Below are 18,742 nucleotides of genomic sequence, written 5' to 3'. Positions count from 1 at the left end.
GCCACATCGCGATGCCACGCAGCTCCGGAATCGTGCCGTCGAAACGCGTCTCGTCGTCGTTCTTCGACGGGGTGTTGGCCTCGTCGTGCAGAATGATCACATGACGAAACGGGGAGAAGGGGACGGGCCCGGTGGCTCGTCCGTCGGCAATGCGATCGCGCTCTGGATGCCCCTCGGCCTGTGCTGGGGCGTCGCCCTCGGCATGCTCACGGACAACCTGGGTCTCGGGCTCGCGCTCGGTCTGGGATTCGGGGTGGCGATCGGTGCCGCCCGAGGGCGGGCTCAGCAGCAGCGTGACGAGGCTCCGGGTGACGACCTCTGAAGTGGTGGGTGCTGCCGCATGGGGCACATCCCGTGGGCGAGTGCGCACGAATCCCTTGACGCGTACGGCGAATCTTCGCTGTTGATGGGAGCCGAAAGGCTGCACGCCCATCGGCTCCCTTCAACGCCACCAAGCGACACCACGTCATTGAGTGTCAGTCGATGCAAGGTGAGCGAACCTCAAGTGGCCTGACCTCAGCTCTTGCCGAGCAGGCGCCAGATCTGGTTCCTCTTGTTGTTCAGCGCGCTCGCCGGGTCGCAGGTCCACTGGTGGATCTTCGCGCCGGGTGCCGTCGAGATCTGGCTGACGTCGAGGCACTTGCCGCTGTGGACGGCGGCCAGCTGGTAGTCCTGGCTGTTGCCGAGCGCGGTGACGGGGTTGAGGGTGAACTGCTGGTTGGTGGCGCCGTTGCAGGTGTACTGGATGACGGCGGCACCGTCGGCTGTGGAGCGTCCCGAGACGTCCAGGCACTTGCCGCTGTGCTGGTTGACCACCGTGTAGGTGTTCTCCCGGCCGGCGACCGGCTTGAAGTCGAACATCTGCTGGTAGCCGCCCTCACAGTCGTACTGCTGGTACTGCGTGCCGTTGGCCGTGGACCGGTTGGTGTCGTCCAGGCACTGGTTGCTGTGCTGGGCGACCGCGACCGTGGAGATCGCGGTGTTGGACGGCGGGAGCAGGGTGACGGTGTAGCCGTCCGCCGCGTTGGTCCACGGCACGCTGACGGAAGCGGAGTTGCCGCTGACGGTCAGGGTCTGATCGGAGACGGTGACCGGTCCGGTCACGGCGGCGCCGCCGTTGTTCGGGATGCGCTGCACGACCGCGCGGACCTTGCTGTCCTCGACGACGGAGGTGGTGTCGAGGCGGTTGAGGTTGACCGTGATGTTGCCGGTGTTGCCGTTGCTGCCGAGCAGGATCTTGGCGTTCTTGGCGGTGTTGTCCTTCGTCGCCAGGCCGTCGGTGCCGGTACCCGGGGTGACCCTGACGATGTTGCCGGTCTGGGAGCCGTAGTAGCGGTACAGGAACCACTCACCCAGCGGCAGGTACTGGCTGCCGGTTTTGGTCAGCAGGTTGGCCTGGAAGTCGTGCAGGTTTCCGGCCGAGGCCCAGTTGGCGCGCAGGCCGTCGGCGCCGGCCCGCTCCAGACGGGAGATGTACCAGCCGCCGCGGCCGGGGTTCTGCTCGTTGGTGTTGGCGTACTCGTTGACCTGGAACGGACGGCTCGTGGTCATCGACCGTGCCGCCAGCTTGGACCGGACGGCGCCCGCGTCGGTGACCGGGTCACCGGGCAGGTCGTGCCAGCTGTAGATGTCGGGTTCGACGTTGTTGGCCTTCACGTAGTCCAGGTACGTGTTCCACCAGGCGCTACCCCCGGACGCGGGCTTCCCGGCAGTACTGGGGCCGACGACGACGGCACCCGGGAAGTTGGCTCTGATCTTCTGGTAGGCGCGCTTCCACATCTCCAGGTACCGGGCCTGCGACGGCGCCCAGAAGGGAGCCCAGTCGGGCTCGTTCCAGATGTCCCACTGGACGGTCATGTTGTTGGCCTTGACGTCCCCGATGAGCTGGTCGAGGAAGGCGTCGAACTTCGTCCAGTCGCCGTTGTCGCCCGGCCAGCCCTGCGTGGTGGTGCCGTCGGATCCCCACAGGTCGTGCGGCAGGATGACGAAGGTCCCGCCCAGCGCCTTGGTGCGCTTGTACTGGGCGAGCGTGGGGGCCCAGCGGGTCTGGTAGGCGGCCAGGCTGGTGCCGTAGCCGCCGTTGTTGAGCTGGGCGCCGCCGGCCCGCATGAACTTCCACTTGATGTCCTTGTAGAAGTGGTCCTGCGGCAGCGAACCGTCCACGGTCATGCCGTAGATCGTGCCCGATGCTCCGTAGCCGGGGGCGCCTCCGGCGTCGGAGAAGTCGACGGTGACGGTGGTGTCGGCGGCCTGCGCCGTGGTGCCGGGGAGGGCGACGGTGGCGAGCGACGCCAGTAGTGCGGCGAGCGCGGTGGAGGTACGGAGGCGACGGCCTTGCGCGCCGCCACGTACGGGCTCACGTCTGCGTCGTGGAGAGATACGGGATGAGTGCATTGCGGGTGTCTCCCAGGGGTGGGTGCTGCCTGGGCGTCGGCCGCCCAAGAGTTCTTCAGCCGCCGGTCGTTGCGGCGGGTGCGGTGCGCCGGAGCTCATGGGCCTCGGCGAGGAGGAGGTAGCTGCTGGCGGTCCAGGTGTAGGCGCGGTCGCGCAGGCCCGATCCGGTCAGGGCGTCGAAGTTCTCGGCGAAGCCGTTGGTCTCGCACAGGGCGCGGAAGCGGGCGCTGATCTCGTCCGCGAGGCGTACGTGGCCGGCGCGGCGCAGGCCGTCCTCGACGAGGACGGTGGCGGGGGCCCAGATCGGGCCGCGCCAGTAGCCGTCGGGCAGGTAGTGCGGTGAGGTGGGAAGTTCGGTGGCCAGGCCGAACGCGGTGAGGTGTGCCTCGATACGTTCGGCCAGCACGCTGCCGACCTCCTCCGGCAGGTGCTCGCCCAACGCGATCGGCATCAGGTCGAGCAGACTGGAGGTGCTCCAGGTGTCCCCGCTGTGGACTGCGCGGGCGACGAACCGGTCGCCGGTCCAGAGCTGGTCCAGCATCGCGGCCTGGGTCGCCTCAGCCGTACGCGTCCACTGCCGGGCGTCGTCGGAGCGCCCCAACTCGGTGGCCAGAGAGGCGAGTTCACGCAGCTGGAGGATGAGGAAGGCGGCCAGGTCGGCGGTGACGATCACCCGCTGGGGGTCGAAGGTCGTGGCGTTGTCCCAGCCGCTGTCGTTGCCGTGCTGGTAGTGCGGCAGGGCGGCGCCGGGTGCTCGCCGGGCGGTGAGCCAGAAGCCGGTCCAGCGGCTCAGCCTGTCGTACGTCTCGGCCAGTTCCGTCCGGTCGAGGGGTTCGGGGAGGCGTCGGCGCAGCCGGCCCAGGGTCCAGCCGTGGATGGGCGGTTTGACGAAGTTGTAGAGGACCTCGGAGTGGGTGACCGAGTCGGGCAGCGCCCCACTGTCGTCCTGGTGGTCGAAGGGCAGCGAGAACTGGTCCCAGGCCAGGTCAGGTGAACCGGGGGCCAGGGCAAGGGCGTTGAAGCAGTGGTCCCAGCTCCAGACCTTGTCCATCCAGTGCTTGGACATCAGCACCGCGGGCCGGGTGACCAGGCCCGCCGGGCGCACGGTCGCGGACCACACCACGTAGGCGGCGAGTTCGGCGGCCGGCGTACCGGAGGAGCGCCAGGGGGCCACCACGTCGGCGAACTCGGTGAAGGAGCGCTGCGCCGCCGCCACGACCTGGTCGAACGTCGCCGAGGAGGTGAAGGGCCGCCGCGCCGAGTCCAGTTCCTCGACGGCGATCTCCCAGGCCCCGCCGGTCCCGTCGGCGTCCGCGGTGACGGTGACACCGCGGTCGCCGCTGCCGAGGGCCTCCGTGCCGGACGAGTCGGCCACGGCGCCGGACAGCACGGTGATCCGGTAGCGGCGCCCGGTCTCGTACGAGGTGAGCATGTACGCGCCGTCCACCGGGTCGCGGTAGAAGTAGCTGCCGCTGAACGGCGTCAGGGTCTTCGCCGCCGCGGCGACGCGCAGGTCCAGCCCTTCGCCGCGCAGGCGTACGGTGTCCGGTGCCTCGTAGGCGAGTTCGATGTGCCCGTCCGCACCGGTCCAGCTGAGCAGACCCGGTGTCGCCTCCACGCGGGTCTCGGCCCGGTCGCCCGTCGCCGTGTCCAGGGGGACGAAACACAGGACCGCGTGCATGCCGTTCTGGTGCGAGACCAGGTGAAGGTCCTCGGCGTACGTCTTCTCCGCCACCACGGGCGAGATGTCGAACCAGGATCCGTACGTGCTGAACGGGATGTCACGGATGGAGAAGGCCGGTCCGGATCGGGCCGCGGTCATGAGGGGTTACTCGTTTCTTCAGCGGTGGACGTGGAGAGATGTGCGGTGGCCGGGTCGGCATCAGGAGGAGGTCAGTCCTTGACGGCTCCGGCGGTCACGCCCGCGGCGACGTAGCGCTGGGCGAGGACGAGGATCACCGCGGCGGGCAGCGAGGCCACGACGGCGGTGGCCATGATGGCGTTCCACTCCTGGTTGTTGTTGCCGATGTACTGGTAGATGCCGAGGGTGATCGGCTCGTTGGCGCCGCCGTTGACCAGGGTGCTGGCGAAGATGAAGTCGGACCAGGACCACAGGAACGCGAACAGCGACACCGTGACGACCGAGTTGCGGCTCATCGGCAGCACGATCGACCGGAAGGTGCGCAGGGGCCCGGCTCCGTCCATCTGCGCGGCCTGAAGCAGTTCGCTGGGGATGCCGGACATGAACGCGGTGAAGATGAGTACGGCGAAGGGGACGGCCAGGGTGGAGTCCGCGACGATCAGGCCGGGGACCGACTGGAGCAGGCCGAGGCTGAGGTAGATGGCGTAGAAGCCCATCGCCATGATGATGCCGGGGATCATCTGGGCGACCAGGAAGAGGAAGCTGAGCACTCCGCCGCCGCGCGGGCGCAGTTTGGCCAGGGCGTAGCCGGCGGGCGCGGCCAGCGCCACGGTCAGCACGACCGTGCCCAGGCCGATGACCAGACTCGTGGCGAGATACGGAAGTTGCTGGTCGAGGACGGCACGGTAGCCGTCCAGCGTTCCGTTCATGGGAAACCAGTCGGGTGGCGACTTGCGCATGTCCTGGTCGCGGGTGAAGGACACGTTCAGCATCCAGTAGACCGGGAAGAGCATGACGGCCGTGAGCGCGAGGCCCGTCGCTGTCTGCCACCAAGTGGTCCGGCCCAGGCCCCGGCCCCGGCGCGGACGGGGGCGCGGTCGTCGTGTGGTCACGGTGGTCGCGGTGGTCGCGGTGGTCATGAGGCGTACTGCTTTCGCTGGACCCTCAGGTACACCAGGCCGAAGACCAGGGCGGCGACGACGAGCAGGTTGCCGACGGCCGCACCGGGGCCGAAGGCGGGCAGCAGGTTGCCGAAGCCGAGCTGGTAGGACCAGGTGGCGAAGGTGGTGGACGAGTCGGCCGGGCCGCCCTTGGTCATGATCCAGACGATGTCGAAGACCTTGAGCGTGTAGACCAGGCCCAGCAGCAGGGTGATGGCGGACACCGGGCGCAGCAGTGGGAAGGTGATGCGCCAGAAGCGTTGCCAGGCGTTCGCTCCGTCGAGGGCCGCCGCCTCGTACAGGCTGGCGGGGATGGACTGCAGACCGCTGTAGAGCACCACCAGGTTGAACGGGACGCCGATCCAGACGTTCGCGATGATCACCGAGGTCAGCGACCACGACGGTGAGGTCAGCCAGTTCACCGCGTCGATCCCGACCGCGTGCAGGGCGGCGTTGACGACACCGGAGTCGCTGTTGAGCATCCACGACCAGGTGGAGGCCGACACGATCAGCGGCAGCAGCCACGGTACGAGGAACAGTGCGCGCAGCGTCGCGGAGAGCCGGAAGTGCTGGGTGAAGAAGACCGCGAGGGCCAGGCCGATGGCGTACTGGAAGACCAGCGACACCACCGTGAACACCACGGTGTGCATCAGCGCGGGGGCAAACGTCGGGTCGTCGAAGACCGTCAGATAGTTCTCCAGGCCCGTAAAGGGTGCGTCGCCCTGGACGAAGGAGCGGACCGTGTAGTTACGGAGGCTCAGGTCGACGTTGCGGTAGAGCGGATAGGCGTAGAAGAGGACGAGGTAGAGGGTCACCGGGGCGAGGAATCCCCAGGCGGCCCACTGCTGGGAGGCGGGACGGCGCCGTGGCGCCGTGCGCGGCGGAGGCGGGGCGGCGGTGGCCGCCCCTTTCCGGTCACGCACGGTCCGACGGTCCGGCAGCTGTGTCGTGCGGTTCATCAACAGGCCCCGGGTTCCGGTTACTTGACGGCGTCCTGCGCCGCGGTGAGCGCGTCCTTCGGCGACTGCGACCCGCTCAGGGCGGACTGGACCGCCTTCCACATCTGCTCGGAGATCTTGGGGTACTTGGTGCCGAGGTCGTCACTGGTACGCCCCTTGGCGGCCTTGACGGCGTCCACCCAGGGCTCCAGCTTCGGGTCGGCCGTGACCTGCTTGTCCTGCACCTCGCCGGTGGGCGCGACGTACGACAGGGTGGTGTCGGTGTCGAGCAGGTTCTGCGAGTTGGTCAGGCAGGACACCAGCTTCTGCGAGGTGGCGTAGCGGCCGGTCTCGCCCTGCACCGGGATGGTGACGAACTCCCCGCCTGTCGGGGCGGCGGCGTTGCCTCCCTCGGCGCCCGGGACAGGGATGACCCCGTACTCGAAGCCGGCCTTCTCGGCGCCCGCGAGCTGCCAGGTGCCGTTCTCGGCGAAGGCGTAGTCGCCGCTCGCGAACTCCTGCCAGCTGGTGGTCTGGGTGTTGTTGATCACCGAGTTGGGGGCGTAGCCCTTCTTCAGCCAGTCGCTCCACAGCTTCAGCGCCGAGACACCCTCGGCCGAGTCGAGTTCGGTCAGCTGCGCGCCGGAGCCCCAGAACCACGGCAGGAACTGGAAGCTGCCCTCCTCCGTGCCGATCGCGGAGAAGGTGATGCCCTTCTTGCCCGCCTTGTCGACCTTCGCCAGCGCCGCCGTCAGCGAGGCCCAGTCCTTCACCGAGGCGATGTCCACGCCCGCGGCCTTGAGGACCTCCTTGTTGTAGTACAGGGCCAGGGTGTTGGCGCCGATCGGCGTGCCGTACGTCTTCCCGCCCGTCTGACCGGCCGCGAGGAGGTTCGGGTCCACGTTCGAGGTGTCCAGCTTGTTGTCGTCGGTCGTGGTCAGCACCCCGCCCTCGGCGAGGGTGGACACCACGGGGTTGTCGACGATGAGCACGTCGGCGGAGTTGTCCTGCTGCGCCGCCAGCAGCGCCTTGTTGGTCAGGTCGCTGGTGTCGTACGCCGTCCGCTTGATCTTCACACCGGCTTCGGTACCGCAGCTGTCCAGCAGCTTCGCCCAGGCCGAGCTCTTGTCGAACTGCGGGTACGGGTCCCAGATGGTGTACGTACCGCCGTCCGCCGACTCCGCGGACGTGTTGCCGTCGCCGGATGAGCATGCGGCGGTGGAGGCGGTGAGGGCGACGACGGTCATGGCCGCGGCGGCGAGACGGCGTCCGGTGGATCTACTCATGGGGCTGTTCATGGGGCTGTTCCTCTGGTTTTTGGCATGGGCGTGCCAGGGAGGGTGTTGAGAGGGCTTCAGTCGGCCGATCGGCCGGTAAGGCGGTCCGGTAAGGCGGTTCAGGGCGTGCGAGGGGAAGGGCGGGTGGGACGCGGAGGGTGTTGCTGGTCGGAAGGGCGGGCGTCAGGGTTCATGCCGGAGCCGGATTCAGCCCGTACGTCGCCGGGTCACCCGGTGCCGGCGGGCCCCGTGCTTGCGGGCCCCGTGCTGGCACGCAGCGAGATCGGCGGCGCGAGCAGGTGGTGCCGGGCCGGCGCGTCGGGATGGTCGAGCCGCTCGACCAGCAGGTCGACGGCAAGGCGGCCCATCTGTTCCGCGGGCACGTCCGCGGCCGTGAGCTGCGGGGTCACCGTCTCCGCCCACCGGCTGGCGACGACCCCGGTGACGGAGAAGTCGCGCGGCACATGGCGGCCGGCTTGGGCCAGCCCCCGGTAGAGGCCGCCCAGCGCGGCCTCGTTCAGCGTGACCAGCGCCGTGGTGGCCGGCTCGTCGTGCAGGATCCGCTCCAGACATGCCTGACCGGAGGATGCGTCGTCCCCGCAGCAGTACGTCCGGCTGGTGACTCCGCGCTCCGCCGCGGCCTTGGTGAAACCTTCGAGACCGCGGTGAGCGGATTCGTACCCGGCTCGCAGGAGCTGTTCGGGCCGGTTGACGAAGGCGATCGTGCGGTGCCCGAGGTCGGCGAGGTGGTGGACGCAGGCCTCCGCCAGAGCGGTGTGGTCCAGGCCGACCCACCAGCCGTTCTCCGGATGTGCCGTGCGGCCGATGGCGACGGCGGGGAGGCCCACCGAGTTGAGGTGGTCGAACCTGTCGTCCTGGAGCCGGAGTTCCATCAGGATCGCGCCGTCGACCCGACGCTCGCCCAGGAGCCGCTGGAACGAGCGGTCGCTGTCCATACCGCTCGGAGAGAGCAGCACGTCGTAGTCCTTGGCCGCGGCGGCCTCGACGACATTGCCGATGAAATCGAGCTGCATGCCGGTGTAGTGGTTACCGGCCGGCGGGAAGACCAGACCGATGGTGTTGGTCCGGCCGTTCGCCAGGGCGCGCGCACTCGCGTTGGGCTGGTAGCCCAGCTCGTCGATGACCCGCTGGATCTTCTGGCGGGTGCCGTCGGACACCGGCCGTTTGCCGCTCAGCACGTACGACACGGTGCTGCGCGAGACACCGGCCCGCTTGGCGATCTCACCAATGTTCACGGGACTCCTTGCTCGAACTGCCCGAACCGGTTCGGCGATCTCGGGAAAGGAGACCGAGGTCGGCCGCTGGCGCTGAGGGCTTTATACCGATGACGACCGGCTGTCGAACCGGTTCGCGTGAAGTGAAGGTAAGTACAAGCCACGGAGGTGTCAATGCCTCTCCACGCTTCCCGTAACTGCCACGAAACCTCGCCGGGTCGGCGCCTGCCCTCGTCCGCAGCCCTAAATACTGCCTGCCACCTGCAAATACGCAGATCTCACGGCTTGACTCACTCCGGGCGGCGGGTCGACGCGCCGCAGGTTTCTGTGTCACGGGTATTGCTGGCTGGTTTTCCACGGTGCTAGCTTCCCGATCCGGTTGGCGTTCGAACCGGTTCGACCTCGTCGGCGGGCACACGGATCCCTCGCGGCGCGGTTTCCCGTACGTCGGCACCGGGCCCACGGCGGCACACGGTTCCCGTACACCCCTCGTACGGCATCGCCGCCCGCCTCCTGCCTCCCTCCCCCACGAAGCTACGGAGATCCCCTTGCAGCCCAGAAGAAGAACGGCGGGAGCCGTCGCCATCACCACGGCGGTCCTCGCCTCCGCACTCGGCATGTCCGCCGCCGGAGAGGCAGGCGCCGCGGAGCCGGAGGGGTGACAGCGGCCACCAGCCGCTCGAGCGCCCGTGAACCTCAACCCGCACGGGTCGGAATCCCCCTCTAAAGGAGGGGGAGGATGTCAATTCAACGACTTCCGGGAACTGACGGTCCCGGTGACCCTGAAGAAGGGAACGAACCGGATCGGCTTCACAGCGGAGGAGCTCCCCGACTTCGACGGCGCCACCTACAACCAGTACGACCAGTGATCCCCGTACGCACCGGTGATCGACCGGATCGCGGTCACCCCGCTGACGGAGAAGTAACCCTCACGGAGAAACAGCCTTCCGGCACCTCGCAGCACACCAGGCCGCCGGTCCGCTCCCCCGGGCCGGCGTCCTGGTGTGCCGGGCCGAGCGGGCCTTCGCCGACAGACGGCCCGAACCGATTAGCTAGACTTGCATGAAAGAAAGTTTCATCAAAGAAACTTTCCTGGCACCCGTGCGAGGCAGTTCGTCATGAATGGATTCATCGGCCGCCGGACAGAACTCGGCCTCCTGGACGACATGCTGCATCCGGTGAAGACCGGCGGGCGCGGCGGACGTCCCGGGCGGGCGGTACTGATCCGCGGACGCCGCCGCGTCGGCAAGTCCCGGCTGGTGGAGGAGTTCCTGGAACGCGCCGAACTGCCGCACGTCTTCTTCACCGCCGTCGGCGGCTCGAGGGAGGAGGACCTGGCGGGCTTCGTCGCAGAAGTGGCCGCCTCCAGCCTCCCGGACGCGGGCCGATTCGCGGACTTCACCGCACCGCAGACCTGGGACGCCGCCCTGAGTCTCCTCGCCTCCGCGCTGCCGACCGATGCGCCCAGCGTCGTCGTCCTCGACGAGATGCCTTATCTCGTGCGCGAGGACCCGGCCTTCGAAGGAACCCTGCAGAAGGTCTTCGACCGGACCCTGTCCAAACTGCCCGTACTGCTCGTCCTCATCGGCTCCGACATCGCGATGATGGAACAGCTCAACACCTACGGACGGCCCTTCTACCAGCGCGGAACCGAGATGGTCGTGCCCCCGCTCAACCCGGCCGAGGTCGGGGCCATGCTCGATCTGCCGCCCGCCGATGCCTTCGACGCCTATCTCGTTTCCGGCGGACTCCCGCTGATCCTGGAAGAGTGGCCGCACGGCGCCGGACTGTGGGACTACCTCGCCTCCGCGCTGCGCAAGCCCACCTCGGCCCTGCTCATCAGCGGTGAGCGCACTCTGGCTGCCGAGTTCCCCACCGAAGCACAGGCCCGTACCGTCCTCGGCGCCATCGGGCACGGTGAACGCACCTTCGCCCTGATCGGCCGGGCCGCCGGCGACCTCAACCCCGGCTCGGTCAAACGCTCCCTGGAGCTCCTGACCACCCGCCGCATGGTCGCCACCGACCTTCCCCTGTCCACCAGACCCAGCCGCGAGACCCGCTACCGCGTCGACGACCCCTATCTGCGATTCTGGCTCTCCTTCATCGGCCCCGGCATCCCCACCGTCGAGCGAGGTCGTGGCGACCGAGTCCTCGACTCCATCCGCACCAGCTGGACATCCTGGCGCGGCAGGGCCATCGAACCCATCATCCGCGAAGCACTCTGGCGCCTGGCCGACGACCGGCTGCCCGAAGGCACCAACGCCGTCGGCGGATACTGGACCCGCACCAACGACCCGGAGATCGACCTCATCGGCGCGGACCGCTCCCCGATCGCCAAGAAGATCACTTTCGCCGGATCGGTCAAGTGGCTGGAGAACAAACCCTTCGACCACCGTGACCTCTCCCGCCTCATCATCCACCGCTCTCAGCTCCCCGGCGCCGACGACGACACCACCCTGCTCGCCGTCACCCGCAGCGGCTGCACCGCCGAAGGGATCTCCACCTTCACACCCGAGGACCTCCTCGAGGCATGGACCTGAGAGGAACCGCTCAGCGGTGATACGCGTCCTCCGGCCGAACGAGGAGGGCATGTGGTCGTACGAGGGGTGCGCGACGCACAAGAGCGGCGGAGTGGGCGGCGGTGGGAGTACGGGCTCGTCGCGTGTGCCCTCGGCGTCACCGGGCTGCTGGTCCTGCACTCCGCCGTGCCCAACCGGGTCGGGCGTCTCGGGAGCCTTCTGGAGACGTTTCTTCCGTGGCTGGGTGTGGCCGTGCCGCTGCTGGGCGGGGTCGCCCTGCTCAAGCGGTCGGTGGTGGGGCTGCTCGCCTGCCTGGCGCCCACGCTTGCCTGGCTCTGGATGTTCGGCGGGCTGTGGTTCGGCTCGTCGCCGGGCTCGTACGACCTGACCGTCGTCCAGCACAACGTGGCCGACGACAACTCCGACCCCTCCGGCACCGCACGGGCGCTGCTCGGCGCACGCGGTGACCTCGTGGCCGTGCAGGAGCTGACGCCCGAGGCGCGCGTCGCGTACGAGGACGTCCTGGGCGCCTCCCTCCCCCACCGGGCGGTCCATGGCACAGTCGCGCTCTGGTCCGCGTACCCGCTGTCGGACGTGCAAGCCGTGGACATCCGGCCTGCGGGCTTCCCGGACAGCTGGCAGCGCGGTCTGCGGGCCACGGTCGCCGCGCCCGAGGGAGAGACCACGGTGTACGTGGTCCATCTGCCGTCGATCCGCCTCGGCGCAACGGGCCTGGCGTCGGCGTCCCGCGACGAGAGCGCGGCCCTGCTCGGGGCCCGCATCGCGGACGACCCGGCCGACCGGCTCCTGCTCGTGGGCGACCTCAACGGCACCGTGCAGGACCGCGGACTCGCCCCGCTCACCTCCCAACTGTTCGCCCCCGACTCGGGGTTCGCGTTCAGCTGGCCGGCTTCCCTGCCGGTGGGGCGGATCGACCACGTGCTCGGCAGGGGTGGCGCGGTGACCGAGGTCTCGACCCTGGACGCGACCGGGAGCGACCACTTGCCGGTCGTCGGCCGCGTGCGTCTTGGCTGATGGCCAGGTGCATTGCCTGAAGGTGACGACGTGGACGGGCGTCGTACTGCCGCTTTCGGACAGTGGCTCAGGCCGCCGTGTACCCCAACTGCCGTCGCATGTACGGAGTCATGAGGTTCTTCGCCTTGGCCAGGGTGCTGGTGCGGCCGCCGAGGACCGCCGTCTCGCCGCCCGGTACGGGCAGCATGGTCACCCCGCCCGCCGAGCCGAAGGGCACGATCAACGGCGTGCGGTGGATCGGCCGGTAGAAGCGGGGCTCCTTGCGGTGCTTGCCGGAACTCTGAAGGTACGTACGGATGTTGTGGGCGGCGAGGTCCGCCTGGGCGAGCGCGGCGGGGGTGAGTTTGAGTTCGCTGATGTTGTTCACGTCGCCGACCGCGAACACGTCCTTCCACCCCTCGACCCGGAGCGCCTTGTCGACCTTGACCTGTCCGGCCGAGTTCAGCCAGTCGCCGTGCCCGGCCAGGCGCAGCCAGAGCGTGTTGGGGGTGGTGCCTGTGGTCCAGAAGGAGAGGTCGGCGTCGATGATGTTGCCGCGGGCGTCGCGGTAGGTGCCGAAGTCGTTGCCGGGGGACATGAAGGAGTCGAGCCGTATCTCCACGTCATGGGACTCCAGCCAGGCGCGGGCCTTGCGCCCGGCCCGCGCGCTGCCCGTGGAGTGGAGCAGCGCGGGACCGGAGTGGGCGAGCGTGACCCGGGCGTCCGGCCGGGCCAGCCGGATCTCGGCGGCGAGTTCGACGCCGGAGGGCCCGCCGCCGACGACGAGGGCGTGCTCGGCGGTGGCGATGTTCTGCTGGTGTTCGGCGAACGACTTGGCCGCCTCTTCGGGGGTGGTGCCGGTGAAACGGGCCGGTTCAGGGTAGTCGGCGCCGGTGGCGACCACCACCACGTCGTACGGCAGCCGTTCACCGGTGGCGAGCGCCACCTGCCGTTCGGAGGTGTCGATGCGGACCACCTTGCCCACGGCCATCCGGCCGTTGGTGAGCAGCCGGTCGTACGGGATGAAGGGTGCCCCGGTCCACTCCGGATCCACGCCGGCGCGCAGCGAGGCGACGCGGTGGAAGAAGACCTCCTTGCGGTCCACCAGCGTGACGCGCGCCTGCCCGTCCAACCGTTTCGCCAGACGGACGCCGGCATAGCCGCCGCCGATCACCACTACGTCGCGGTCACGCACGTCAACTCTCCTGTGCCTTGTGGGGGGAGCGAGGGCCGTAACGCATGCCGTCATGTTTCGGCCACCCGCTTGCTGGCGAGCGTATGACTTGAAACTTAAAGTTGCGGTGTTGTGTTGTGTGAGTTCTGTGAAGTGACGGCAGAAACAGGCCGATGTATGGGGCGTTGCCGGCAACGGTCCTGACCGGGCGGGCGGTTTCCGCCAGAAGAGTGACCGCCCCGCTCCCGGATCAGCGGGACGGGACGGTCAGGATGGTGCTGCGGCGGTTCCAGTGAGTCACACGGTCTGAGTCACACGGCCGGCTGAGTCAGACCGTCGGCTCGAACGGTTCGATCTCCGGGAGTTCCGGCAGGGGAATGTCGGGGTATCCCGGCAGGCTGCTCTCGCTCACGATGTACGTGCAGTTGGTGTACGTGTAGCCGGGATCGATGCTCATCCCGTCGGCCTCGTTCCTCACGTTCCCCGCGTCTTCGCCGGCGTACTTGATGAGGGTGTGGTAGTCGCCGGCGGGCAGGTTGAGATAGTCGGTCGGGTAGGCGATGCCGCTGTTCGAGCAGGCGGCGTCCGCGGCCTGTGACTCGCTGGAGTACTCGGTGCAGCCGGCGCAGGCCGTGAGGGTGATGCGGCCGGTGACCGGGCCGGTGTAGAGGAACTCGACCGCGGTCGGGGCGTCGTTGCTGATCTTCAGGGGCATCTTGGCGCCGCCCGGGCTACGGGACGGCGGCAGTTTCCGGCCCGCCTCGGGCCGTTCCTCGGCGATCTCCGCGGCGATGGCTATCTGCCGGGCACGCTTGGCGTTCTTGTTGTCCTTGTACGTGTCGGCGAAGTCGTTGAGCGTGGTGGCCGCCGCGCCGAACTTGTCGTCCTCGAACTCGTCGACCCCGCAGGCGTAGGCGCCGGACTCCACCGCCTTGACGGCGTCCGTGCGCAGCCCGTCACCGGGGCTGCCCGCGGGCAGGTCGACCATGGTCCGGCTGATGGCCTGCAACTCCTCGCTGGCCGGGCAGGGGTCGTTGCCCTTCAGGGCCTTGGACTGGTTCGCGATCTCCGCGCTGACGGCCGGTCCGACCTTGGCAGCCGGCTCCGAGTCGGGGAACGTACGCAGGAGTTCGGTCAGTTCGCCGCCGTTCGCCTTCGTTTCGGTCGCGGCGGCGGAGCCGAGGTTCGTGATGCCGCACTCGTAGAGCGAGGTCTGCAGGGGCTCGACGGGCCAGTCGGTCAGGGAGCCGAGCCGCTGCTTGCCCATCGTGTCGGGCAGCTTCCACAGATACCGCAGCGGTTCCAGGGCCTCGCAGTACTCCTTCTCGCGGTACGGCGTGGCGACGGCGGCGTAGTACCGGTCGAGGCGGTCGGGGATGCGCCCTGCCGCCCGGCTGCCGGGATGGTCGTCACCGAGCGCACGGTAGGCCTTCAGCGCCCGCTCGTAGTCCGCCTTGGCCTCGGCGAAGCCGCCCTGCCGCGAGGCGGCGGTGACCAGCCGGTCCGTCTTGGCGAGCCGGTCGAGCAGCATCTGCTGGTACGCCTCTTCCCGCGCCGCCTCGTACCCCACCGCGCTACCGGCCGGCACCGCGAGCAGCACGAGCCCGAGCCCGGCGGCGACCATCGGCCGCACCGGCAGCGTCATCCGCGTACGGCGCCCCAGCCACGCCCCGTGGACCGCGGCCAGCACCAGTACGAGGCCGTACGCCCATATCACCCCGCCCGGCACCCCGTCCGGGTCGGCGGGCAGCGCGGCCACCAGCAGCCAGCCCGTCGCGATCCAGCACAGGGCGGCCAGCGGCCAGCGCCGCAGGAGCACGTACCCGAGCCCGAGCCCGGAGAGGTTGAACAGCCCGGCCGCCGCGGCCCGCCACGGGTCCGGGGGCACGGCGTCCTCGGGCTCGTCGGCCGCCAGCGTGTAGGTCTGCCACTCGGGGTTCGGCGGGACGGGCGGCGGACCGCCGGGGAGTGGGGGCAGGGGCGATGACGGGGGCACAGGCGGCAACGGAGGTGCTTCCGGTGCGGACGACGCAGGCTCGGGTGATGCCGGAGGTACGTCCGGCGGAGGCGGCGCGGACGGCGCTGGCTCGGGCGGCGACGGAGGTAGTGGCGGCGCGGACGGCGGAGGCGACGAAGGCGGCGGTGTCGACTCCGGCTCCGGTCCGCTGCCCGACAGCTCTCCCGTGCCACCGACACCCGACGGCTCTTCGGACCCACTCATACCGACCCACTCCCCCAACTCCCGTACGTCCAGGACATCTTGCCCCCTTTACAGGTTCCCCATGCTCCCGCAGGCGGCCGGGGAGGGGTCCCGAACGGAGGAAGGAAATGTTGAACGGAAGGTGATGACGCGGTCACTCTCGCCGGGTTGGCTGTGTAGAAGATGATCCTGCTCGCGTGACCCGCCGCGACGGCTGCCTGCGCCGGCGCAGGTTGGGCATTGTCACCGGAGGTTGGTCACCAGTAGGTTCGAGCCGCTGACGTTCGCACGACAGGGGATGCGGGGCCTCGGGTGGCACTGCTGGACACACTGGTGACAACGGCCACCGGAGCGCTGTCCGCCACGATCGGGGTCCTGGTCGGGGGCATCGTCACACACCGTGCCCAGGACCGTCAGTGGCTACGGGACAAGCAGTTGATCGCCTACGAGGAACTGATCAGCCACTACGCCAAGTTCACGATGACCATCAGCCGCGCCCATGCCGGCCGACAGGGCTGGGACTACGACTGGAGCGAGTGGAGCGCAGCCCTGACCCGTGCCAGCCTTGTCGCCCCCGCAGACGTCGCGGGGGAGATCGACAACTTCGGCAAGGCCATCAACGCGTTCCTGAACCAGGTGGCACGTGACCCGGCACGCGACCCGTTGCACAATCCGTTGAGCGTGGAGGAGTTCGCCCAGGCCAGTAGAGCGCCCGCCCAAGCGCAGGTGCAGTTGGTCAACGCCATACGACGGTCACTGAGCAAAGACCAAAAGGCACTGCCCTTCTGGATAGGCGGATCCCTCGCGGACAGTCCCGACGACACCAGATAGACGATGCACGGCCGGAAAGCCCATCCACCGCCCACGATCGCACGGCGCATCCCGGCGCTCATCAAGGAATCGAACACGTCCTTCACCGACCGCGACCGCTCCCCAAGATCTGCGCCAGAGCCCAAAGCTCGACAACACTGCGGTACTTGCCAGGGCAGCATCGGGATGCTCCTGGCGAAAGGTGCTGGTCATGCCTGAGTAGGGGTCAAGTCTCGAGGATGCCGCGCAGGATGGATCGTCCGGGCGCTGTAATCGCCGTGGAAAACCACTCGGCGGCATACGAAGCCGGGAGGCACAGTGATTCCATGAGCGGAAGAGGACTGAACCAGGACGGGACGATCGCGCGTGAAGGTGCGCTGAGCTGCGTGCCAGAAGCTTTCGCGGCTGTCGTCGATGCCTCCCGCGCTCAGATCACCGAGATGTTCGGCAGCACACGACTGCACAGCGCCTACCTCTACGGCAGCATTCCCCGCGGCGCCGCCATCCCCGGTGTCTCCGACCTCGACCTGCTTCTCGCCCTCCGCGACGAGCCCACTGAGGCCGACCGAGCGGACGCCAAGACGATCGAGGCCGCTCTCGACCGTTCCTGTGCCCAAATCAACGGCGTCGGCATCCTCCTGTCCGGCGTACGCGCCCTTCTCAGCGAACTCGAACGCCATGACGGCGGCTTTTTTGTCGCCTGCCTGTGTACCCCGCTGCTGGGCAACGACCTCGCCGAACAGCTTCCCCGCTACCGCCCCACATCCTTGCTCGCCCGCGAGACGAACGGCGACCTCCCTCTGGTGCTCCCGCGATGGCGCGCCCGAGCGGCAGAGGCCGCCACGGACGCCGACCGCAAGACCCTCAGCCGCGTCGTAGGCCGCCGCATCGTCCGCACAGGGTTCACGCTGATCATGCCTCGCTGGGGCGGCTGGACGAGCGACCTCAGCGAGTCCGCCGAGCTATTCGGCCACTACTACCCCGACCGCGTCGAGCAGATGCGCGTCGCTGCGGCCACTGGCCGCACGCCCTCGGCAAACCCGGCGGTGCTCAGCATGCTCATCGACCACCTGGGACCCTGGCTCGCAGCCGAATACACAACCGTGCACGGCGAGAAAGCACCTCGCCCCTGAGTTGACAGCACTCGCTTGTCACATGACGCTCCGCCCAGCGACTCACCGGGTCCGCGCAGCTGGCCGGCTTGTGGCCCCGCTCTTGCAAGGCACTGCGTCAGAGGACCGTCGTGCCGTCAATCTCTCAGCGATATCACTCCCCGCCAACACCGGGCGGTGTCGCCGCCGATCGACAACCGGTGTCAGGGCAGCGACGTCGTTTCGACGCGAGATTGAGAGTCGCGCCCATGCGAACAGTTGATGTTCACGAGAGCGGGAGTCACCCAGCTTCGTAGGGCGGCCCCGGACGCGGACGCGGCCGTCACCGGTGATGCGGGTCCTTCCGCGTCCGTCCCACGAACTACGCGGGGCTATGCCGTGGCTGCGGGGTCGGTTGCCGTGAAGGCGTCCGCGTGCTCCGCAGCCCACTGTCCGAAGGTGCGGGCCGGGCGGCCGGTGACCTTCTCGACGGTGTCGACGACCGTACGGCCCACCTCCGGGGTGTTCCCGTACGCCTCGATCAGGAAGCCGATCACGTCGTCCGGGTGGCCCGCCGCCCGCCACTGGGCGACGGCCTGCTCCTCGGTCAGCTCGACCAGGGCGATCTCCCTGCCGCAGGCTGCGGCAAGCTTCGCCACCTTGTCACCGACGGTCAGCAGCTCAGGGCCGGTGATCACGTACTCCTGGCCCCCGTGCCCCTCCTCGGTGAGCGCGACCGCGGCGACGGCGCCGATGTCGCCCTCGTGGACCATGGCGCTCAGCCGGGAGACGAACGGCTCACGGACTTCACCCGAGGCCACGATCCCGTCCCTCCACTCCAGCGCGTTGGCCATGAACTCGACCGGCATGAGTACGGTCCAGTCGACACCGTCGTCGGCCCGCACGGCGTCCTCCAGCAGGGACGGCCCGCCACCGTGCAGCACGGTGACCCGGCGTACGCCGGCCACGCGGGCCAGCTCCAGGATCCGCGGGCCGGTCTCCAGCGGGGCGAAGTAGGGCCCGCCGAAGGTGATCAGATGGAGACCGGTGACGCCCTCCAGGGCCGGGATCAGGCTGTCGGGTTCGGTCAGGTCGCCCTGGACGACCTCGACTCCGACCGGAAGTGCGGCCGTCGCCGCATCCCGGGTGAGGGCGCGGACCGCGTGGCCGCGGGCGAGCAGTTCGGCGACGACCTGGCGGCCGACGGTTCCGGTGGCGCCGGTGACAAGAGTCTTCTGCGTCTGTGTCATGGCACGACCATAGGGAGCATCTAGGTCAGATTCTGTCC

Annotated in this window: 14 protein-coding genes; 5 read left to right on the top strand and 9 right to left on the bottom strand. The window is 69.0% G+C overall.

The window, feature by feature from the left end; all coding sequences use genetic code 11:
- Window positions 1-100: 100 nt before the first annotated feature.
- Complete coding sequence (locus OP79_RS33860) at window positions 101-322, top strand: glycine zipper domain-containing protein (RefSeq protein WP_033325676.1); 222 nt, start codon at window positions 101-103, stop codon at window positions 320-322.
- A gap of 194 nt (window positions 323-516) precedes the next feature.
- Here the strand turns inward: OP79_RS33860 and OP79_RS33855 are convergent, their stop codons facing one another.
- The 6 genes from OP79_RS33855 to OP79_RS33830 all read right to left on the bottom strand — a co-directional run bounded on the left by OP79_RS33855 (window position 517) and on the right by OP79_RS33830 (window position 8,667).
- Entirely contained in the window at window positions 517-2,394 is a 1,878-nt protein-coding gene (locus OP79_RS33855) for an RICIN domain-containing protein (RefSeq protein WP_078492173.1), read from the bottom strand.
- 55 nt (window positions 2,395-2,449) lie between these two features.
- Window positions 2,450-4,216: an amylo-alpha-1,6-glucosidase gene (locus OP79_RS33850; protein WP_033325675.1), complete on the bottom strand. Its 1,767-nt coding sequence runs from the start codon at window positions 4,214-4,216 to the stop codon at window positions 2,450-2,452.
- Window positions 4,217-4,287: 71 nt separating this feature from the next.
- Entirely contained in the window at window positions 4,288-5,049 is a 762-nt protein-coding gene (locus OP79_RS33845; RefSeq protein WP_245685545.1) for a carbohydrate ABC transporter permease, read from the bottom strand.
- Between the two features lie 122 nt (window positions 5,050-5,171).
- Window positions 5,172-6,155 (bottom strand): carbohydrate ABC transporter permease, encoded by a 984-nt coding sequence (locus OP79_RS33840; RefSeq protein WP_033325674.1) that lies wholly within the window; start codon window positions 6,153-6,155, stop codon window positions 5,172-5,174.
- A gap of 20 nt (window positions 6,156-6,175) precedes the next feature.
- The gene (locus OP79_RS33835) at window positions 6,176-7,420 is read right to left on the bottom strand and encodes a sugar ABC transporter substrate-binding protein (RefSeq protein ID WP_033325703.1); all 1,245 of its coding nucleotides are present in this window, start codon (window positions 7,418-7,420) and stop codon (window positions 6,176-6,178) included.
- 218 nt (window positions 7,421-7,638) lie between these two features.
- Window positions 7,639-8,667, bottom strand: a complete 1,029-nt coding sequence (locus OP79_RS33830) for a LacI family DNA-binding transcriptional regulator (protein WP_033325673.1) — start codon at window positions 8,665-8,667, stop codon at window positions 7,639-7,641.
- Window positions 8,668-9,764: 1,097 nt separating this feature from the next.
- Here OP79_RS33830 and OP79_RS33825 point away from each other — a divergent pair.
- The gene (locus tag OP79_RS33825) at window positions 9,765-11,186 is read left to right on the top strand and encodes an ATP-binding protein (protein ID WP_033325672.1); all 1,422 of its coding nucleotides are present in this window, start codon (window positions 9,765-9,767) and stop codon (window positions 11,184-11,186) included.
- Window positions 11,187-11,237: 51 nt separating this feature from the next.
- Entirely contained in the window at window positions 11,238-12,200 is a 963-nt protein-coding gene (locus tag OP79_RS33820; protein WP_078492170.1) for an endonuclease/exonuclease/phosphatase family protein, read from the top strand.
- Between the two features lie 67 nt (window positions 12,201-12,267).
- Here the strand turns inward: OP79_RS33820 and OP79_RS33815 are convergent, their stop codons facing one another.
- Both OP79_RS33815 and OP79_RS33810 read right to left on the bottom strand, forming a co-directional pair.
- A complete protein-coding gene (locus tag OP79_RS33815) occupies window positions 12,268-13,374 on the bottom strand; it encodes an NAD(P)/FAD-dependent oxidoreductase (RefSeq protein WP_033325671.1) in 1,107 nt (368 codons plus the stop codon).
- A 307-nt stretch (window positions 13,375-13,681) separates the two neighbouring features.
- Window positions 13,682-15,349: a tetratricopeptide repeat protein gene (locus OP79_RS33810; protein WP_245685541.1), complete on the bottom strand. Its 1,668-nt coding sequence runs from the start codon at window positions 15,347-15,349 to the stop codon at window positions 13,682-13,684.
- 516 nt (window positions 15,350-15,865) lie between these two features.
- On the opposite strand from OP79_RS33810, the gene OP79_RS33800 reads away from it, so the two are divergent.
- Complete coding sequence (locus OP79_RS33800; protein WP_033325670.1) at window positions 15,866-16,384, top strand: hypothetical protein; 519 nt, start codon at window positions 15,866-15,868, stop codon at window positions 16,382-16,384.
- Between the two features lie 305 nt (window positions 16,385-16,689).
- The gene (locus OP79_RS33795; RefSeq protein WP_033325668.1) at window positions 16,690-17,496 is read left to right on the top strand and encodes a hypothetical protein; all 807 of its coding nucleotides are present in this window, start codon (window positions 16,690-16,692) and stop codon (window positions 17,494-17,496) included.
- 350 nt (window positions 17,497-17,846) lie between these two features.
- On the opposite strand, the gene OP79_RS33790 is transcribed toward OP79_RS33795, so the two are convergent.
- A complete protein-coding gene (locus OP79_RS33790; protein ID WP_033325667.1) occupies window positions 17,847-18,704 on the bottom strand; it encodes an NmrA family NAD(P)-binding protein in 858 nt (285 codons plus the stop codon).
- Window positions 18,705-18,742 lie beyond the last annotated feature (38 nt).

The organism is Streptomyces yerevanensis, assembly GCF_000716805.1.
Lineage (GTDB): Bacteria > Actinomycetota > Actinomycetes > Streptomycetales > Streptomycetaceae > Streptomyces > Streptomyces flaveus.
This window is presented reverse-complemented; position numbering and strand designations above follow the sequence as displayed.

What these genes read in the sequence shown, in the direction of transcription:
- OP79_RS33860 (WP_033325676.1), top strand. Translation starts at nt 101, where the DNA reads ATGACGAAACGGGGAGAAGGGGACGGGCCCGGTGGCTCGTCCGTCGGC.
- OP79_RS33855 (WP_078492173.1), bottom strand. Translation starts at nt 2,394, where the DNA reads ATGCACTCATCCCGTATCTCTCCACGACGCAGACGTGAGCCCGTACGT.
- OP79_RS33850 (WP_033325675.1), bottom strand. Translation starts at nt 4,216, where the DNA reads ATGACCGCGGCCCGATCCGGACCGGCCTTCTCCATCCGTGACATCCCG.
- OP79_RS33845 (WP_245685545.1), bottom strand. Translation starts at nt 5,049, where the DNA reads ATGCTCTTCCCGGTCTACTGGATGCTGAACGTGTCCTTCACCCGCGAC.
- OP79_RS33840 (WP_033325674.1), bottom strand. Translation starts at nt 6,155, where the DNA reads ATGAACCGCACGACACAGCTGCCGGACCGTCGGACCGTGCGTGACCGG.
- OP79_RS33835 (WP_033325703.1), bottom strand. Translation starts at nt 7,420, where the DNA reads ATGAGTAGATCCACCGGACGCCGTCTCGCCGCCGCGGCCATGACCGTC.
- OP79_RS33825 (WP_033325672.1), top strand. Translation starts at nt 9,765, where the DNA reads ATGAATGGATTCATCGGCCGCCGGACAGAACTCGGCCTCCTGGACGAC.
- OP79_RS33795 (WP_033325668.1), top strand. Translation starts at nt 16,690, where the DNA reads ATGAGCGGAAGAGGACTGAACCAGGACGGGACGATCGCGCGTGAAGGT.
- OP79_RS33790 (WP_033325667.1), bottom strand. Translation starts at nt 18,704, where the DNA reads ATGACACAGACGCAGAAGACTCTTGTCACCGGCGCCACCGGAACCGTC.